We start from the raw sequence: 15,528 nt of genomic DNA, 5'->3' as shown, positions 1-15,528 counted from the left end.
TCGACGCGCAAACCGCTCTGGATGCACTCCGGCTCGCCCAGTATCGTTTCCGTATTGTGCCGATGACATTCCGTCACGGCATGAAAACTGGAGGTTGGCAGGTCATGGCCCGAGCGTGGGAAGCCGATCCGTCAGCGTTATTCGTCACACGATTGGGCAAGTCGGCCAAACCTCCCGCGCTCCTCCCGGCACGCGGCCAGCGGCTGGAGAACGAGGAATACCTCCAGGACTTCCGCAAGCGGGACGCGGCGATCCGCAACGGGAACTCATGGAAACTCGAACGGCGTCAGCACTTCGAAGAGGTGGGCAGCCCGTCCCGTGACGCGCTACGGCGCGGGGAGTGGGACGCGACGTTGCGCCTATTCGAGGAGGGTCGTGACGGTCTGCGCGGAATCCAGGCGGACGAGGAAGCTCGGGGCTCGGTGTTTCACCGCGTGCGCGTGGTGGAGAAGCCGTTGACGCCGTACGTGCAGTGGGAGCTGCATTCGTTGCGGATCAGCGCCGAGTACGGGGAGCGCGTACGAATCCTGCCCGCCGATACGGTCGCCGCGGCCGAGACCGACGGACCGCTTCCGGAATTGACCATCCAGGACGACAAGGTGCTCTTTCACGTCCTGTACACAGATACCGGGGTGCCGGACGGTGCGATCCGTTTCACCGACCCGGCCATCGTCGAGCCGTGGACGGCCTATATGCGGGAAGCCTACGCGGCCGCAGAGGACATCAGGACCTACTTCGAGCGGGCCATCGCGCCACTCCCTCCGCCCCCGGCCGCCTGAACGGGAAGGGAAGCACCGATCGGCACGCCAGCAGACGACGCCCAGGGACGACGGCGCCGGACGTGGCGCCGCAGACCCTCACCGGTCAGACCTGAAAGCCAGGTTGGCAAAACTGGGCTGAAAGATACGGTATTGGAGGGAGCGGTCCCCCTGCTAATCTATGGGCAGACTTAAAGGGGCACTCGCTGTTTACAGCCACTGCCCCTTTCTTCATGCCCGGCATCTCCCCACACCCTTGACCGACCCCGAGCCGAGGCTGCCCGCTCACGCTTGAAGAGGCGGCTGGCCGTCCCGGCGACTGAACGCGTTGTCAACACAACGCGACGGCCCACCGAAATTGGAGCCGATCGACCGACCTCTCAGAGCCGCCGCGGGTACCGTTCTGAGTGTCCAGGGCCAGAAACGGAGTTCAGCATGCCACAGAGCCGTGAGGAGCACACGGGCGCACGGATCGCGGACTACCGGAAGCTGCGTCAACTCACCCAGACCGCACTCGCACAGCGAGCGTTCCTCGCGCGCAGCACCATCGCCAAGGTCGAGCGGGGGCTGGCGCCCGCCACGCCCTCCGTCGTAGCGGCCATCGCCCGAGTCCTCCAAGTCGATGTGGCGGTACTCAACGGACAGCCATACATCTCCGAGCTACAGCAGGACCATCTCGACCGCCTCATCACCCCACTGTCCGAAGCCCTTGACCTGTACGACCTCGGGCCGGACCCCCACATCAGGACCAGGCCCACCGACCAGGTGGAGAGTGACGTACAGGCGCTGTGCGCCGGGGCCTCCGCCACGGAGTACAAGGTCATCGGCTCGAAGCTCCCCGGCCTGCTGGGGGAGCTCACCACCATGGTCAGCCTGTTGCCTCCAGGAGAGGAGTACCGGCGCGCGGCGTCCTCGCTCAGCTGGTGCTATTGGGTCGCCTACGAATTCGCGTACCGGGTCGGCTATCACGATCTCGCGTCCATCGCGCTGGAGCGCATGGGGTGGATGGCTGAGCAGGCAGAGGATCCCCTGTTGCTCGCCATCCGCTTGAACAAGCGCTCAAGCATGCTGCTCCGGCGAGGGAACAATCAGATGTCGCTACAGGTCATCGCGCGCGGTCATCGACTCATCGATCAGGCCGAGCGGGCCCAATCGGTGGAAGCGCTGGCTGTGACAGGCAGCCTTCACCTCGCGTCTGCGATCGCGGCTGCTCAAGCACAGGACGGTGATGCCGTCACCGGGTACATGGGTCTCGCACGGGAGACGGCAGACAAGATCGGCCGAGATGTGCCCGAGGTGTACTGGTCCTCGTTCGGCCTCACGAATGTGCAGCACTTCGAAGTTGCGACGAACGTCGAGCTCGGAGAGCTTGGCGAAGCGGTGAAGTTGTCCAAGAAGCTGCACTTCCCGGAGACCCATCCGCGCATGCGCATCGGCCGGTACTACATCGAGATGGCGCGGGCCTACGCCCAGATGGGGAAAGCGGAGCCCGCTGAACGGTTCCTGGTGCGCGCGCGCCGCGTCGCGCCGCAGCAGGCCCGCTATCACCCTTTGGTGCGAGAGACCATCGGTACCTTGGTGCGCCGTCAGCGGCGGGCGCCCGAGTCGCTGTCCTCTCTGGCCACGTGGGTGGGCATGTAGCAACGTCAAGGTCCGCCGATGTTCCCTATCCGGGAACACTCACAACCTCACAGGTCGGCACGATGTGACGGTTACAGCACCGTCCGTAATGGAGCCGATCATGACGTCCGAAGCCCTGCCATGGAAGCCGCCGTCCGCCGCGGACGTCGAGGCGTTACCGGTTGGCCGCTGGTGGGACGCCGTCCGCGTGACCCCGGCCGTCGGGAACCGCGCCCTCAAACTGCTCGGCGACACGACCGGTGCCGTCATCCAGGACGGCTACACCACCCTGTACTGGCTCATCGCGGTGGGCAGCGCCAAGAGCTGGCACCTGCGCCAGGTCCACGTCCTCACCAAGCTCGCCGATGAGGACCACTATCTCGGCGTACCCCCGGTCCACTGGACCACAGGACCGGGCACCCACTGGCGTGTCCCCCTGGGCCGCGACCGCTTCCTCACTGCCACCCGGGCGCTCTGGGACGCACTGGCCGAGGCCGTTCGCACCGAACTCCGGACCGTTCCGGAAGGCCGCCAGCTCTGCTACCGCTGCCAACTGCCCACCGATGAGCCGATCCCGCTCACGGTGGAGCACAGCGGCAGCGTCGCCAGTCCGACGATCTACGTCTGCCCCAGGCACGCCCCCCGTTACCGACGGGACCAGTCCTGATGACGGGGAACCCGAAGATCGATCCGGCCGCCCTCACCCGTGAGCAGCTCCACGGCTGGGACTGTGTGCTCTGCGGCGCGCGCCTCGCCGCCGACCGGTCGGCCGGAACGGTCACCGTCGACCGGGGGTCGACCCGGACGACGTACGAGGTGTGGGCCTGCGCACCCGCCTGCGGCGGGAGCGCCGCCGCGCAGGAGCCGACGGCCTGGAGCCGGTTCCTCGACCACGCCGCCACCACATGCGCCGACTGCCGGACCGGTCGGCAGTGCGCCGCCGGGAGCGAGCTGCACCACGCGGCCCGGGAGGAAGCGCGCGCCGCCACGGTCGCGGCACCGTGGACCGGGCTGAGCCCGCGGCGCCGGGCGGGGCGCCGCGGGCGTTCGCCGGTCAGACCTGCTGAAGCCCGGGGTTCCCGGCTTCGGTGACGAACGACGCCGCCGTGGTGAGCGGCGCGCCCGGGGTCGTGACCGCGGAGACCGTCTTGTAGTCGGCCCGCGCCTGAGAGCCGTCCAGCGTGACCGTCACATAGCCGCGGCGCCCGTTGTAGAACTTCATGTGCGGGTTGGCGGCCGTCATCGTGGACCAGTTGGCCGGTTTGTCGGCGCCGTCCTTGCCGCTGGTGATCGACGTGCCGACGAGCTCGACGCCCAGGGTCTTGGACGACGGGTTGTTGAAGTCCTTCTTGATGTCGAAGGCGTAGTGTACGTGGACGTCGCCGGTCAGGACGACGAAGTTCTCGATGCCCGCCTGCTCCACACCGGCCAGGACGCGTTCCCGCGAGGCGGGGTAGCCGTCCCAGGCGTCCATGGAGAGCTTGGAGCGGTCGGCCGTGGTGTTCTTCCGCTGCGAGAAGGTGACCTGCTGCGGGAGGACGTTCCAGGTGGCGGTGGAGCGCCGGAAGCCGTCGAGCAGCCAGCGTTCCTGGGTGGCGCCGGTGAGCGTGCGGGACGGGTCCTCGGACTCGGGCCCGGGGTACTGCCAGCCGTCGCCGTACGCCTGGTCGGAGCGGTACTGGCGGGTGTCGAGGATGTCGAACTGGGCGAGCCGGCCGTAGTGGAAGCGCCGGTAGAGCCGCATGTCCGGGCCGTCGGGGCGCTGGGGCATGCGCAGCGGCATGTTCTCCCAGTACGCCCGGTAGGCGGCGGCCCGGCGGATCAGGAACTCCGCGGGCGGGTCGTTCTTGTCGTCGACGTCGCCCGCGTAGTTGTTCTCGGTCTCGTGGTCGTCCCAGGTGACGAACCAGGGGAAGGCGGCGTGGGCGGCCTGGAGGTCCGGGTCGGACTTGTAGAGCGCGTAGCGCAGCCGGTAGTCCCCGAGGGTCATGGTCTCGGTGTTGAAGAGCGCCGGGAGGGTGCGGTCGGTGTAGTTGCGGGCGCCGCCGACGGCGCTGACGGCGTACTCGTACTGGTAGTCGCCGACGTGGAAGACGGCGTCCAGGTCCTCGGTGGCGAGGTGCTTGAAGGCCGTGAAGTAGCCGTCGTGGTACGCCTGGCAGGACACCAGGCCGAACCGCAGGTCACGGATCTTGGCGCCGTGGCCCGGGGCGGTGCGGGTGCGGCCGACGGGGCTGGTCCACTTGCCCGCCCGGAAGCGGTACCAGTAGACGCGGTCGGGGTCGAGGCCCTTGGCGTCCACGTGCACGGTGTAGTTGAACTCGGCGTGGGCGGTGGCGTTTCCGCGCCGGACGACGCGCCCGAACTTCTCGTCGCGGGCGATCTCCCAGTCGACCCGGACGGCCCCCTCCTCGGGCAGCCCGTTGCCGGGCTCGTAGGCGCGGGGCGCGAGTCTGGTCCACAGCACGACGGCGTCGGGCAGTGGATCGCCGGATGCCACGCCGAGCGTGAAAGGGTCTTCGTTGAGCGCGTCCGTACGTACCTGCGCGGCCTCGGCGCTGGGCAGGTTGGTGGAGAAGGCCAGTGCGGCGGCTGCTCCGGTGACGGTGAGGAAGCGGCGGCGGCCCAGATGTGCAGCCGCGGCTCGCATCGCCTGCTGATGTGCGGCGTGTGCCATGTGCTCTCCCCTGGCTCGTGGCGTCAGAGGAATTGGAGTGTCAGGGGGAGGCCGCACGCTTGCCTATACACGACGCAGACATGTCCGCTCGGTGAGGTCCGTTTCCGGATAGGACGTTTACCGCGATACACCTTCGCTACGCAGGCATGCACCGTCGCGTACGCTGCCGCACCATGAACGGAACCGAAGGTGTGCCGGTGGTGTCGAGGGTCGCGGTGGTGACGGGCGCGGGCTCCGGGATCGGCCGGGCGGTGGCGCTCGAACTGAGCGAGTCGGGCTGGTCCGTGGTCCTCGCCGGGCGCCGCGAGGAGACCCTGGCGGAGACGGCGCGGCGGGCGGGCGACGGCCCCTCGGTGCTGGCCGTGCCGACGGATGTGAGCAGGCCCGAGCAGGTGGACGCGCTCTTCGCGGCCGTACGGGACCGCTTCGGCAGGCTCGATCTGCTGTTCAACAACGCGGGCAGCTTCGGCCCGCGCGGGGTGTCGGTGGAAGACCTCCGCCACGAGGAGTGGCAGGCCGTCGTGGACACCAATCTCACGGGGGCGTTCCTGTGCGCACAGGGCGCCTTCCGGCTGATGCGTGATCAGGAGCCGCAGGGCGGACGGATCATCAATAATGGCTCGATTTCCGCCCATGCCCCGCGCCCGAACAGCATCGCGTACACGGCGACCAAGCATGCGCTGACCGGGCTGACCAAGTCGCTGTCGCTGGACGGACGGGCGTACTCCATCGCCTGCGGTCAGATCGACATCGGCAACGCGGCAACAGACATGACCGGGCAGATGCAGACCGGCATCCTCCAGGCGAACGGGGAGGTGGTGGCCGAGCCGGTGATGGACGTGGCGGATGTCGCACGTACCGTGCGGCACATGGCGTCGCTGCCCCTGGAGGCGAACGTGCAGTTCGCGACGGTACTGGCGACGGCGATGCCGTACATCGGTCGCGGCTGACGGGCAATGGGTCGTCACCCGATCGTAGATAACCCCCGGCGTGATCGAATAATGTAACCGAGCGGAAATTCACCCCAAGAGATCAGCCCCGCACGGAGATCCGCCCGGAAATCCGACCACAGATCCGCCCGCAGATCCGACCGCCCACGATCGAAGAAGACCGCATTGCGTTCTCTCCCGCTCACCCTGGTCGCCCGCATACTGCCCGTCGCCGTCCTCGCCGTCGCAGGCGTGGCCATGACCACCTCCGGCTCCGGCGATCCGGACGACTCGCGCCCCCAGGCGGCCGACGCCTCCCCGACCCCGTCCGCGGCCGATCCGACCGGGGGCGGGGCCGGGATCACCCCGGACGGGGGCGCGGGCGGTGCGAGTACGAAGCCGCGCTACGCCAAGCCTCCGGCGGAAGCCTGCTCCGCGATCCCGGCCGCCGCGGTCAAGAAGCTGGTGCCGGGCGCGAAGACCAGCGGGAACGAGCTGAAGAGCAGCGACCTCAGCCGCCGTTCGGGCTGCTCCTGGCATGCGCTGGACGGTTTCGACTACCGCTGGCTGGACATAAGCTTCGACGTCACCGGACGGGCGCCCGCCGGCTCCGGCGAACCGGTGTCCGGACTCGGCGACAAGGCGACCGTCACCGACAAGCTCACCAGCGACGACGACCAGAAGGTGCGCGAGGCGGTGGTGACGGTCCGCAAGGACAACGCGACCATCGTGGCCACCTACAACGGCGGCGATTTCGAGAGCCACAAGGCGCCCTCGTCCAAGGTGGTACGGGACGGAGCGATCAGCGCGGCGAAGAATGCGCTGTCCGCACTCGACGGATGACCGCTTTTGCGTATGTCGATGAACATGCGCCGTGCTTCGACAGGACGCTTCGGCGACTGGTTACGATCACCGCACCGTAACCAACCTCTGGAGTTCCACCGTGTCCGAACCACGCCTGGGCGTCGCCATCCTGACCATGGGCAACCGGCCCAGAGAGGTGGCCGCCCTGCTGGAGTCGGTCGCGAAACAGGACGTACCGCCCACCCGCATCGTCGTCGTCGGCAACGGCTCCCCGCTCCCCGAGATGCCGGAGCACGTCACCGCGGTCGAGCTGGACGAGAACCTGGGCGTCTCCGGCGGCCGCAACGTCGCCTGGCAGCGGCTGCGCGACTTCGGTGACGTCGACGTCGTGATCGACCTCGACGACGACGGACTGCTGGTGGACGCCGATGTGTTCCGTACCGTGCGCGACCGGTACGCGGACGATCCGCGGCTGGGCATCGTCAGCTTCCGCATCGCCGACGAGACCGGCCTGACCCAGCGCCGCCACGTCCCCCGGCTGCGGGCGGGCGACCCGATGCGCGGCGGCGAGGTGACCACCTTCCTCGGCGGCGGACACGCCCTGTCCGTTCCGATGCTGAATCAGATCGGCGGCTGGCCGGATGAGTTCTTCTTCACCCATGAGGAGACCGATCTCGCCTGGCGGGCGCTCGACGCCGGGTGGAAGGTGCTGTACGCGCCCGAACTGCTGCTCCAGCACCCCCGCACCTCCCCCGCCCGGCACGCGGTCTACCACCGGATGACCGCGCGCAACCGCGTCTGGCTCGCCCGCCGCCACCTCCCGCTGCCGCTGGTCCCCGTCTACCTCGGCACCTGGACCCTCCTCACCCTCGCCCGCACCCGCGCCCTCGACGGTCTGCGCGCCTGGGCGGGCGGCTTCCTGGAGGGCGTCCGCACCCCGTGCGGCACGCGGCGCCCCATGCGGTGGCGCACGGTGTGGCGGATGACGAGGCTGGGCCGCCCTCCGGTGATCTGAGGCGCCCTCCCTCCCCTCACGGTGTCTCCGATCGCTGTGTCTCCGACGCCTCCAGCAGGTCGCGCACCTCCTCCGCCGAGGTCTCCTGAAGCTCCTCGCCGACGAGCAGCCACCGGGTGATGCCGACCGACGCGAGGAACGGCAGATCGTGTCCGGCGATCAGCAGCGCGCCCCGGTACGAGGCGAGCGCGCTGGTCAGCTGGCGCACGCTCGCCACGTCGAGGTTGTTGGTGGGCTCGTCCAGCATCAGCAGCTGCGGGGCCGGGGCGGCGAGCAGGGTGGCCGCGAGGGCGGCCCGGAAGCGTTCGCCGCCGGAGAGGCTGCCCGCGGACTGTTCGGCGCGCGCCCCCTTGAACAGGAACCGGGCGAGCTGGGCGCGGATGTGGTTGTCGCCGACGCCGGGCGCCGTGCGGGACACGTTCGCCGCGACGCTCAGCCCGTCGTCCAGCACATCCAGGCGCTGCGGCAGGAACCGCAGCGGTACGAACGTCCTGGCCTCGCCGGACAGCGGGACCAGCTCCCCGGCCAGGGTGCGCAGCAGCGTCGTCTTCCCTGACCCGTTCCTGCCGACCAGCGCGATGCGTTCGGGGCCGTGCACCCGCAGGTCGGCGCCGCGCAGGCGGCCGAAGCGGGGGCGCAGCGCGCTCAGGGTCAGCACGGTGCGGCCGGTGGGAACAGCGGTGTGGGGCAGGTCCACCCGGATCTCGGCGTCCTCGCGGACCGCGTCGGCGGCCTCCTCGCGCCGCTCGCGCGCCTCCCGCAGCCGGTCCTCGTGCAGCCCGCGGAGCCCCGCGGCCGACTCCTGGGCGGACCGTTTGCGTTCGCCCGCGACGATGCGCGGGGCCCGCCGCTGGGCGTCCATCTTCTTGCTGTGCCGCTCCCGGCGGGCCACCTTGATCTGGGTTTCCTCCAGTTCCCGCTTCTGACGGCGGACGTCGGCCTCGGCGGCCCGCAGCTGGCGCCCGGCCGCCTCCTGCTGGACGGCAAGCGCCTCCTGGTACGCGGACCAGCCGCCCCCGTACCAGCCGACCTCCCCGGACCGCAGTTCGGCGATGCGGTCGACCCGCTCCAGCAGGTCGCGGTCGTGGCTGACGACGATCAGCACGCCGGAGCGCCAGGAGCCGACGGTCTCGCAGAGCCTGCGCCGCGCGAACAGGTCGAGGTTGTTGGTGGGCTCGTCGAGCAGCAGGACGTCGGGGCGTTCCAGCAGCAGCGCGGCCAGCCGCAGCAGTACGGTCTCGCCGCCGGACATCTCGCCCACGGTGCGGTCGAGTCCTAGGCCGCCGAGGCCGAGCGAGCCGAGCGTGGCCAGGGCGCGTTCCTCGACGTCCCAGTCGTCGCCGACCGTCTCGAAGTGTTCCGTGGCGACGTCCCCGGACTCGATGGCCCGCAGCGCGGCGCGGCGCTCGGCGATGCCCAGCGCCCGGTCGACGCGGAGCGCGGTGTCGAGGGTGATGTTCTGCGGCAGATAGGCGAGGCTGCCGCTGGTGGTCACCGACCCCCGGGAGGGGCGCAGCTGACCGGCCAGCAGCCGCAACAGGGTGGATTTTCCGGTGCCGTTGGTGCCGACGAGCCCGGTGCGGCCGCGGCCGACGCTCAGCGACAGACCGTCGAAGAGCGTGCTGCCGTCGGGCCACTGGAAGGAGAGGTCGGAGCAGGTCACGGCGGCGCCGGGGGTGGTGGTACGGGTCATGGTTTCTCGCAGTCGTCAGCGCGGGGATGGGGGCGTCGTATGCGAGCACCACGCGGCGGCCGGGCCGGGAGGGCGAAGGGGGTGCGGGGCCTGTCGGAGTGAGGGACGGCTCATGCACCGAGGTCGCATCCACGCGTACGGCAACGCCGTACCGCGCGATGATCGCGAACCTCAGATGCGCAACGTCCACCTCTATCGGAGACAACAGGACGCGGCCACGATAGCGCGGCCGCCGGGCCACGGCACCGCATTTTTCGTACCCCCTCTGCTCGGCCCCGGCTCACGCTAGCTCGGCCCCGGCTCACGCTCCGGCGGCCAGTGCCCCGCTGACGGCCGCGACGCCCGGGGCCGGGCGGCCGGGGAGCCGTGCCACGAGGATCCGGCGCACCTCCGGGGGCGCGCCCTCGACGCGCAGCAGGCGCACGCCCGGCGGCAGCACCGGCGCCATGCGAGACGGCACGGTGGTCACCCCGAAACCCCCCGCGACCAGCTGGAGCTTGGTCAGCCAGTCGCGCGCGGTGTGGACGACGCGCGGCCGCCCGGGCAGCCCGGGCCAGACGCCGAGCAGCGGCTCGGACGCCGACGACGGGGCCGCGATCCAGGGCGCGTCGGCGAGTTCGTCGAGGTGCACCGCGGTACGGCCCGCGAACGCGCCGGTGGCCATGGCCGCCACGCGCAGTTCGGTGTCCTCGGCGGTCTCGATGTGCAGCCGGGGCGATTCGCCGTCCGACGGCCGGTGCGGCGGGCGGGACGTCAGCACGGCGAGGTCGATCGACCCCGCCCGCAGGGCCCGGATCAGGGCGGGTGTGGTGCCCTCCCGCGTCGTCACCGTGATCTGCGGGCTGTCCGCCGCGAGCCGGGTGAGCACCGGGGGCAGGAGCATCGCCCCGGCGACGGGGAACACCCCCACCCGCACCCGTTCCGTGCCCGGGGCGGAGCCGGTGAGGTCGCGTTCGGCCGCCGCGACGGAGTCCAGGATCGTACGGGCGTGCCGCAGCAGGGTCAGCCCGGCGGGGGTGAGCCGCACCCCGTCGAAGTGGCGCTCGAACAGGGCGGCGCCCGCGCTCCGTTCGAGGGCGGCCGCCTGTCGCGAGACCGCCGACTGCGTGTAGCCGAGCCGGGCGGCCGCGGCGGTGAAGCTGCCCGACTCGGCGACCTGGCGCAGAACCCGCAGAGCGGTGCTGGAGAAGTCCATGCGTCTTACGCATACCAGATATGCCAGATCGTCGCTTGGCGCATGGCTCCCGCCTTCCTAGGCTCGCAACGGAACGAGTGAAGGCGATCAAGGAGGTCGGCAGGTGCGCGCAGCGGTTCTGACGGAGTTCGGTGTCCCGCTCACGGTGCGGGAGGTCCCCGATCCCGCGGCGGGCGGCGGGGAGGTACTGGTGCGGGTCCTCGCCGCCGGTGTCCTCCCGTACGCCGGGGAGGTCTTCGGCGGCGGGCGCGCCTATCCGCTCGTACCCCCGGTGGTCCCCGGCACCGGCGGGGTGGGGCGGGTCGTCCACGCCGGCCCTGACGCCGCCCGGCTGCGCGTCGGCGATCTGGTGTGGTGCGACCCGACGGTGCGTTCCCGCGACGGCGTGCCGACGCCCGACATCGCGCTCCAGGGCTGGAGTTCGCGCGGCGAGGGCGGTGCGCGGCTCGCCCGGCATCTGCACGACGGGGCGTTCGCCGAGCTCATGCGGGTGCCCACGGAGAACGCGTACCCGCTGCCCGCTGAGGCGGCGGACGACCCGGCGCGCTGGTCCGCGCTCGGCGTTTACGGCATCCCCTACGGCGGCCTGCTCGCGGGCGGGCTCGCCCCCGGCGAGACGCTGCTCGTCAGCGGGGCCACCGGCAACCTCGGCAGCAGCGCGGTCGCCCTGGCGCTGGCCATGGGGGCGGGCCGGGTCGTCGCGCCGGGCCGCAACCGCGCCGTGCTCGGGCTGCTCGCCGAGCGGTTCGGCCCGCGGGTGCGCCCGGTCGAGCTGACCGGGGACGAGGACGCCGACCGTGCGGCCATGACCGACGCGGCCGGGGGCCCGGTCGACCTGGTGCTCGACCTCCTGCCGCCCTCCGCGCCCAGTTCGGCGACGCGGACGGCGGCCATGACCGTGCGGGAGTACGGCCGCGTCGTCCTCATGGGCGGTGTCGGCATGCTCGGTGGGCCGGACCTCGCCCTCCCCTACCCGTGGCTGATGCGCAACTCGGTCACCGTGCGCGGGCAATGGCTGTGCCCGCCCGCGGCGAACGTCGGCATCATCCGGATCGTCGCGTCGGGTGCGCTCGACCTCGGCGCCGAATGCGTCCGGACCTTCCCGCTCGACGCCGTCAACGAGGCGGTCGCGTACGCCGCCGCGCACGGCGGGCCGTTCGACCGCACCGTCCTCACCCCGTCGTCCGACGGCTGACGGCTGACGGCTGACGGGTTCCAGCTGATGGGTTTCAGCTGACGGCTGACAGATTTCAGTATCCGTCAGTCAGGAGCGGTCGCCATCGCCGCGATGCGGCGGGCGAGCCGGGCGGCGGCCTCGCGCAGCTCCCGCGGCTCCAGCACCTCCGCCTCGAAGCCGAGGCGGGCCACATGGACGGCGAGCCAGTCCAGGTCGTCGCCGCCCGCGACGAGCACGCACCAGCCCTCCCGGTCGTCCTCGACCCGCCCCACCTGGGGCGGTACCAGCTCCCGCACCCGGTCGGCCGGGGCGTGCAGCCGCACCCGGGCGACGTACCGGTACGGCGCCCCGGTCACCGACTGCTGGACGTAGGCGACCGGGTCCGGGTGCTCCCTCGGCCGGAAGCGCCACGTGGTCGCGGCCACCTCGCGCATCCGGTCCAGCCGGAAGGTGCGCCAGTCGTCGCGGCCGGTGTCCCAGGCCATCAGGTACCAGCGGCGGCCGGTGGTGACCATCCGTACCGGCTCGACCGTGCGCTCGCGCTCGTCGCCGCCGCGGGCGGCGTACCGGAACCGCACCCGCACCGCGTCGCGGCAGGCCCGCGCGAGGGTCACCAGCAGCTCCGCGTCGATCTCGACGCCGGGGCCGACCAGGGTCTCCGTCGCGCCGTGCACCGCGCGCACCTCGGCGCGCAGCCGGGGCGGCATCACCTGGTCCAGCTTGGCGAGCGCCCGCAGCGCCGCCTCGCCCGCCCCGGCGACCGTGCCGCCCGACGCCAGCCGCAGCGACACCGCCGTCGCGATGGCCTCCTCGTCGTCCAGCAGCAGCGGCGGCAGCCGCGTCCCCGCGCCGAGCTGATAGCCGCCGCCGACGCCCGCCGTGGCGTGGACGGGGTAGCCGAGCGTGCGCAGCCGCTCCACGTCGCGGCGCACCGAGCGGTCGGTGACGCCCAGCTCGGCGGCGAGTTCGGTGGCGGTCCACGAGGTGCGGCGCTGGAGCAGCGCCAGCAGCCGCAGCACCCGTTCGGTCGTCCCCTCGGCGGTCATACGCTCATCCTTCCACCGATCACGGAACGATCCTGTCCGCTATCTGCGGCAGGCTGCGCTCATGACCGACCAGAGATGGAACCCCCTGCTGCGCGACCAGATCGGCTGGCACTGGACCCACCAGCTGCGCGACCGCCTCGACGGACTCACCGACGACGAGTACTTCTGGGAGCCGGTGCCCGACTGCTGGAACGTGCGCCCGCGCGGCACCGGCACCGCCCCGGTGCAGGCCGGGTCCGGCCCGATGACGATCGACTTCGCGATGCCGGAGCCCGACCCGCCGCCGTTCCCGACGATCGCCTGGCGCCTCGCGCATGTGATTGTCGGCGTCCTCGCGATGCGCAACGCCTCCCACTTCGGCCGCACCGCCACCGACTACCAGTCGTATCCGTACGCCCCGACCGCGGCCGAGGCGCTGGACCAGCTCGACGCGGAGTACGCCACCTGGCAGGCCGGGGTCGAGTCGCTGGGCGAATCCGGGCTCGCCCGCCGATGCGGGGAGGCAGAGGGCCCGTACGCCGACCATCCGATGGCGGCGCTCGTGCTGCACATCAACCGCGAGATGATCCACCATCTGTCCGAGGTGTGTCTGCTGCGCGATCTCCATCTGCACACCCACCGGACCCGACAGGAGGCGAGCTGACATGGCCCGCGACGTCCAGATCACCTTCGACTGCGCCGATCCGGCCGCGCTGGCCGCGTTCTGGGCCGAGGCCATGGGCTACCGGGTGCAGGACCCGCCCGGGGGTTTCGACTCGTGGGACCAGGCGCTGGAGGCGATGGGCGTGCCGCCCGGGAGACGCGGCGACGCCTCGGCGCTGCTCGACCCGGACGGCTCCGGGCCGCGGCTGTTCTTCCAGCGGGTGCCGGAGGACAAGCGGGCCAAGAACCGGGTGCACCTCGACGTACGGGCCGCACCCGGCCTCGACGGCGACGCGCGGATGGCGGCGCTGGAGGCGGAGGCCGAACGGCTGACCTCCCACGGCGCCACCCGGCTGGAGCGCCACGAGCCCGCTCCCCCGCTCCTCACCGGGCACATCGTGATGGCCGACCCCGAGGGCAACGAATTCTGCCTCGACTGACCGGGCGCGCGCTCAGGCCAGCTCCAGGACCCGTACGCCGTACGCGTCCATCCCGATCTCCGCGACCGGTTCGCCCGTCGCGAGGTCGTGCAGCGTTCCGTCCGCCACCGGGCGTACCGCCAGCGGCTCCGCCGACTGGCCGACCAGCCACACGAAGCGCCGACCGTCCCTGTGCACCAGCACATCGGCCCCGACATACGGGGTGTCGAAGGTCACCGGGCGGGCCGCACCGGCGAGAGCGCGAGGACAAGGGCCCCTCCGGCACCGGTCAACCGTTCCTAAAGACTGGGCGGGAGTGAGTCCTGGTGCCAGAACTCATGCTCAGCCGGGTGCTCCGAACGGTTGTGGGCTCCCCCAGCTACCGCTGGGAGGTGCCCCCTCTGGTCGCCCGCTTTCGCTCCGCGTCCGGTGCCGACGGATCGTGTCCGTGGTCCGGGAATGCGGGGGCGGGTTTCCTCACGCCCCGGAGCCACCGGTGCGGCCTGGACGGTCCGATGCCCCACAGCATCGCTCCGGTGCTGTGGGGGCGGTGCCGTCCGTCGCCGGATCGGATACCCCAGGGCGCGCCTGCCGATCGCCACCGCTGCCGCGTCATGGCGTGTGGTTTTCCTGGTGGTGCTGGTGAGGGGCTTCTGCCAGTGCTGGGCGCCCCACTTGGAGGTGTACGCCGGGTCGACGGCCACGATGGTGATGCCGAGTTCGGCGGCCATCGATGCCAGTCGTGCCCGCAGCTTGGAGGTGGGCATGCCGGAGATCAGCTTGCGGAACCGCTTCCGCCTGCCGTGCTTCTCCCGTGTCTTCTCCGCCTGGAAGTCCAGATCCTCGATCGCGATGCTCACCCCGTGGCGCTGGGCCCAGTGCAGGAGGCGGACCAGCGCGTGCCGTACCTGGGCGTCGCGGTAGGCGGCCGGTCCGTTCAGGTCGTAGGAGAACCGGCGCGGGTCACCGACCGGGTTGCCGTACTCGTCCAGGCGCCATGCGGCGAGGTGGTCGGCGTTGGTGTCGACGCCGATCAGGCCACCGACGCGGGCCTGGGCCAGAGGAACGGTTCTGGCTGGCGGGATCGTCCACGAGGCGGTCGCGTCCACCGGGGCCTCCTCCCTGCCCGCCACGCTCGGCTCCACGGTCCTCGCCGGGTTCGGGCACGGGCTCGCGTACGGCGGTGCCGCCCGAGCGGTCGACGCGCGGACACCGGTCGGGCAGCGCGGCGGGGTCGGGGCCGCCCTGTACCTGCCGTTCTACTGGGGCTCCGGGGTGCCCGCGGTCGCCGTCGGGCTGCTGACCACCTGGATGCCGCTCACCACGGCGGTGACCGGGCTCAGCTGGGCCGGAGCCGCCCTCACCGGGCTCGCCCTGGCGGCCGCGCACCGGTTCTCCTCCCCCGCGCGGCGGCGCCGCGCGGAGGCGCGTCCTCCGGCCGCGTCAGGCGTCGATCACCAGATCCTCCAGGGGCGTTGAGCAGCACAGCAGGATCTTGTTCCGCGCCACGTCCCCGGGGCGGAGGCCACCGTTGTCCCGCATGGCGACATTCC

The 15,528-nt window shown here is 71.5% G+C and carries 15 protein-coding genes and 2 pseudogenes; 11 read left to right on the top strand and 6 right to left on the bottom strand.

Going from position 1 to position 15,528, the window contains the following annotated elements:
- The first annotated feature begins 62 nt into the window (after positions 1 to 62).
- The 4 genes from ACH4TL_RS26125 (at position 63) to ACH4TL_RS26110 (ending at position 3,470) form a co-directional block, all read left to right on the top strand.
- Entirely contained in the window at positions 63 to 779 is a 717-nt protein-coding gene (locus ACH4TL_RS26125; protein ID WP_398320574.1) for a DUF6879 family protein, read from the top strand.
- Between the two features lie 414 nt (positions 780 to 1,193).
- The gene (locus tag ACH4TL_RS26120; RefSeq protein WP_398320577.1) at positions 1,194 to 2,399 is read left to right on the top strand and encodes a helix-turn-helix domain-containing protein; all 1,206 of its coding nucleotides are present in this window, start codon (positions 1,194 to 1,196) and stop codon (positions 2,397 to 2,399) included.
- A 100-nt stretch (positions 2,400 to 2,499) separates the two neighbouring features.
- The gene (locus ACH4TL_RS26115) at positions 2,500 to 3,045 is read left to right on the top strand and encodes a hypothetical protein (protein ID WP_398320580.1); all 546 of its coding nucleotides are present in this window, start codon (positions 2,500 to 2,502) and stop codon (positions 3,043 to 3,045) included.
- The gene (locus ACH4TL_RS26110; RefSeq protein ID WP_398320583.1) at positions 3,045 to 3,470 is read left to right on the top strand and encodes a hypothetical protein; all 426 of its coding nucleotides are present in this window, start codon (positions 3,045 to 3,047) and stop codon (positions 3,468 to 3,470) included. The genes ACH4TL_RS26115 and ACH4TL_RS26110 overlap by 1 nt, the downstream gene beginning before the upstream one ends.
- On the opposite strand, the gene ACH4TL_RS26105 is transcribed toward ACH4TL_RS26110, so the two are convergent.
- Positions 3,433 to 5,055: an alkaline phosphatase D family protein gene (locus tag ACH4TL_RS26105; RefSeq protein WP_398320586.1), complete on the bottom strand. Its 1,623-nt coding sequence runs from the start codon at positions 5,053 to 5,055 to the stop codon at positions 3,433 to 3,435. The two genes, ACH4TL_RS26110 and ACH4TL_RS26105, sit on opposite strands and share 38 nt — an antisense overlap.
- A gap of 173 nt (positions 5,056 to 5,228) precedes the next feature.
- Here ACH4TL_RS26105 and ACH4TL_RS26100 point away from each other — a divergent pair, with 173 nt between their 5' ends.
- The 3 genes from ACH4TL_RS26100 (at position 5,229) to ACH4TL_RS26090 (ending at position 7,803) form a co-directional block, all read left to right on the top strand.
- Positions 5,229 to 6,005, top strand: a complete 777-nt coding sequence (locus ACH4TL_RS26100) for an SDR family oxidoreductase (protein WP_398320589.1) — start codon at positions 5,229 to 5,231, stop codon at positions 6,003 to 6,005.
- A gap of 165 nt (positions 6,006 to 6,170) precedes the next feature.
- Complete coding sequence (locus tag ACH4TL_RS26095; protein ID WP_398320592.1) at positions 6,171 to 6,827, top strand: hypothetical protein; 657 nt, start codon at positions 6,171 to 6,173, stop codon at positions 6,825 to 6,827.
- Positions 6,828 to 6,927: 100 nt separating this feature from the next.
- Complete coding sequence (locus ACH4TL_RS26090) at positions 6,928 to 7,803, top strand: glycosyltransferase family 2 protein (RefSeq protein WP_398320595.1); 876 nt, start codon at positions 6,928 to 6,930, stop codon at positions 7,801 to 7,803.
- Positions 7,804 to 7,819: 16 nt separating this feature from the next.
- Here ACH4TL_RS26090 and ACH4TL_RS26085 read toward each other — a convergent pair whose 3' ends face one another.
- Both ACH4TL_RS26085 and ACH4TL_RS26080 read right to left on the bottom strand, forming a co-directional pair.
- Positions 7,820 to 9,496, bottom strand: a complete 1,677-nt coding sequence (locus tag ACH4TL_RS26085) for an ABC-F family ATP-binding cassette domain-containing protein (RefSeq protein ID WP_398320598.1) — start codon at positions 9,494 to 9,496, stop codon at positions 7,820 to 7,822.
- A 301-nt stretch (positions 9,497 to 9,797) separates the two neighbouring features.
- Positions 9,798 to 10,691, bottom strand: coding sequence for a LysR family transcriptional regulator (locus tag ACH4TL_RS26080; RefSeq protein WP_398320601.1), 894 nt, complete (start codon positions 10,689 to 10,691; stop codon positions 9,798 to 9,800).
- A gap of 103 nt (positions 10,692 to 10,794) precedes the next feature.
- Here ACH4TL_RS26080 and ACH4TL_RS26075 point away from each other — a divergent pair, with 103 nt between their 5' ends.
- On the top strand, positions 10,795 to 11,886 hold the full coding sequence (locus tag ACH4TL_RS26075; RefSeq protein ID WP_398320604.1) for an alcohol dehydrogenase catalytic domain-containing protein: 1,092 nt from the start codon (positions 10,795 to 10,797) through the stop codon (positions 11,884 to 11,886).
- 65 nt (positions 11,887 to 11,951) lie between these two features.
- Here the strand turns inward: ACH4TL_RS26075 and ACH4TL_RS26070 are convergent, their stop codons facing one another.
- Positions 11,952 to 12,914 carry a helix-turn-helix transcriptional regulator gene (locus tag ACH4TL_RS26070; protein ID WP_398320607.1) on the bottom strand — a complete coding sequence of 321 codons (963 nt, stop codon included), beginning with the start codon at positions 12,912 to 12,914 and terminating at the stop codon, positions 11,952 to 11,954.
- A gap of 61 nt (positions 12,915 to 12,975) precedes the next feature.
- Here ACH4TL_RS26070 and ACH4TL_RS26065 point away from each other — a divergent pair, with 61 nt between their 5' ends.
- Positions 12,976 to 13,557 carry a DinB family protein gene (locus tag ACH4TL_RS26065; protein ID WP_398320610.1) on the top strand — a complete coding sequence of 194 codons (582 nt, stop codon included), beginning with the start codon at positions 12,976 to 12,978 and terminating at the stop codon, positions 13,555 to 13,557.
- A gap of 1 nt (position 13,558) precedes the next feature.
- Entirely contained in the window at positions 13,559 to 13,996 is a 438-nt protein-coding gene (locus tag ACH4TL_RS26060) for a VOC family protein (protein WP_398320613.1), read from the top strand.
- 12 nt (positions 13,997 to 14,008) lie between these two features.
- Here ACH4TL_RS26060 and ACH4TL_RS26055 read toward each other — a convergent pair.
- Together ACH4TL_RS26055 and ACH4TL_RS26050 are read right to left on the bottom strand one after the other, a co-directional pair.
- Positions 14,009 to 14,233, bottom strand: a pseudogene (locus ACH4TL_RS26055) (beta-mannosidase); the annotation flags it as partial.
- Between the two features lie 41 nt (positions 14,234 to 14,274).
- Positions 14,275 to 15,075, bottom strand: a pseudogene (locus tag ACH4TL_RS26050) (IS200/IS605 family accessory protein TnpB-related protein); the annotation flags it as partial.
- Between the two features lie 175 nt (positions 15,076 to 15,250).
- Here ACH4TL_RS26050 and ACH4TL_RS26045 point away from each other — a divergent pair.
- The gene (locus ACH4TL_RS26045; protein ID WP_398320616.1) at positions 15,251 to 15,454 is read left to right on the top strand and encodes a hypothetical protein; all 204 of its coding nucleotides are present in this window, start codon (positions 15,251 to 15,253) and stop codon (positions 15,452 to 15,454) included.
- Positions 15,455 to 15,528: the final 74 nt, after the last annotated feature.

Source organism: Streptomyces sp. NPDC021115 (genome assembly GCF_044333065.1).
Classification (GTDB): Bacteria; Actinomycetota; Actinomycetes; order Streptomycetales; family Streptomycetaceae; genus Streptomyces.
This window is presented reverse-complemented; position numbering and strand designations above follow the sequence as displayed.

Excerpts from the sequence above, each read along its gene's own strand:
- ACH4TL_RS26125 (WP_398320574.1), top strand. The coding sequence starts at position 63 with ATGACATTCCGTCACGGCATGAAAACTGGAGGTTGGCAGGTCATGGCC.
- ACH4TL_RS26105 (WP_398320586.1), bottom strand. The coding sequence starts at position 5,055 with ATGGCACACGCCGCACATCAGCAGGCGATGCGAGCCGCGGCTGCACAT.
- ACH4TL_RS26110 (WP_398320583.1), top strand. The coding sequence starts at position 3,045 with ATGACGGGGAACCCGAAGATCGATCCGGCCGCCCTCACCCGTGAGCAG.
- ACH4TL_RS26060 (WP_398320613.1), top strand. The coding sequence starts at position 13,559 with ATGGCCCGCGACGTCCAGATCACCTTCGACTGCGCCGATCCGGCCGCG.
- ACH4TL_RS26120 (WP_398320577.1), top strand. The coding sequence starts at position 1,194 with ATGCCACAGAGCCGTGAGGAGCACACGGGCGCACGGATCGCGGACTAC.
- ACH4TL_RS26070 (WP_398320607.1), bottom strand. The coding sequence starts at position 12,914 with ATGACCGCCGAGGGGACGACCGAACGGGTGCTGCGGCTGCTGGCGCTG.
- ACH4TL_RS26100 (WP_398320589.1), top strand. The coding sequence starts at position 5,229 with ATGAACGGAACCGAAGGTGTGCCGGTGGTGTCGAGGGTCGCGGTGGTG.
- ACH4TL_RS26080 (WP_398320601.1), bottom strand. The coding sequence starts at position 10,691 with ATGGACTTCTCCAGCACCGCTCTGCGGGTTCTGCGCCAGGTCGCCGAG.
- ACH4TL_RS26115 (WP_398320580.1), top strand. The coding sequence starts at position 2,500 with ATGACGTCCGAAGCCCTGCCATGGAAGCCGCCGTCCGCCGCGGACGTC.
- ACH4TL_RS26065 (WP_398320610.1), top strand. The coding sequence starts at position 12,976 with ATGACCGACCAGAGATGGAACCCCCTGCTGCGCGACCAGATCGGCTGG.
- ACH4TL_RS26085 (WP_398320598.1), bottom strand. The coding sequence starts at position 9,496 with ATGACCCGTACCACCACCCCCGGCGCCGCCGTGACCTGCTCCGACCTC.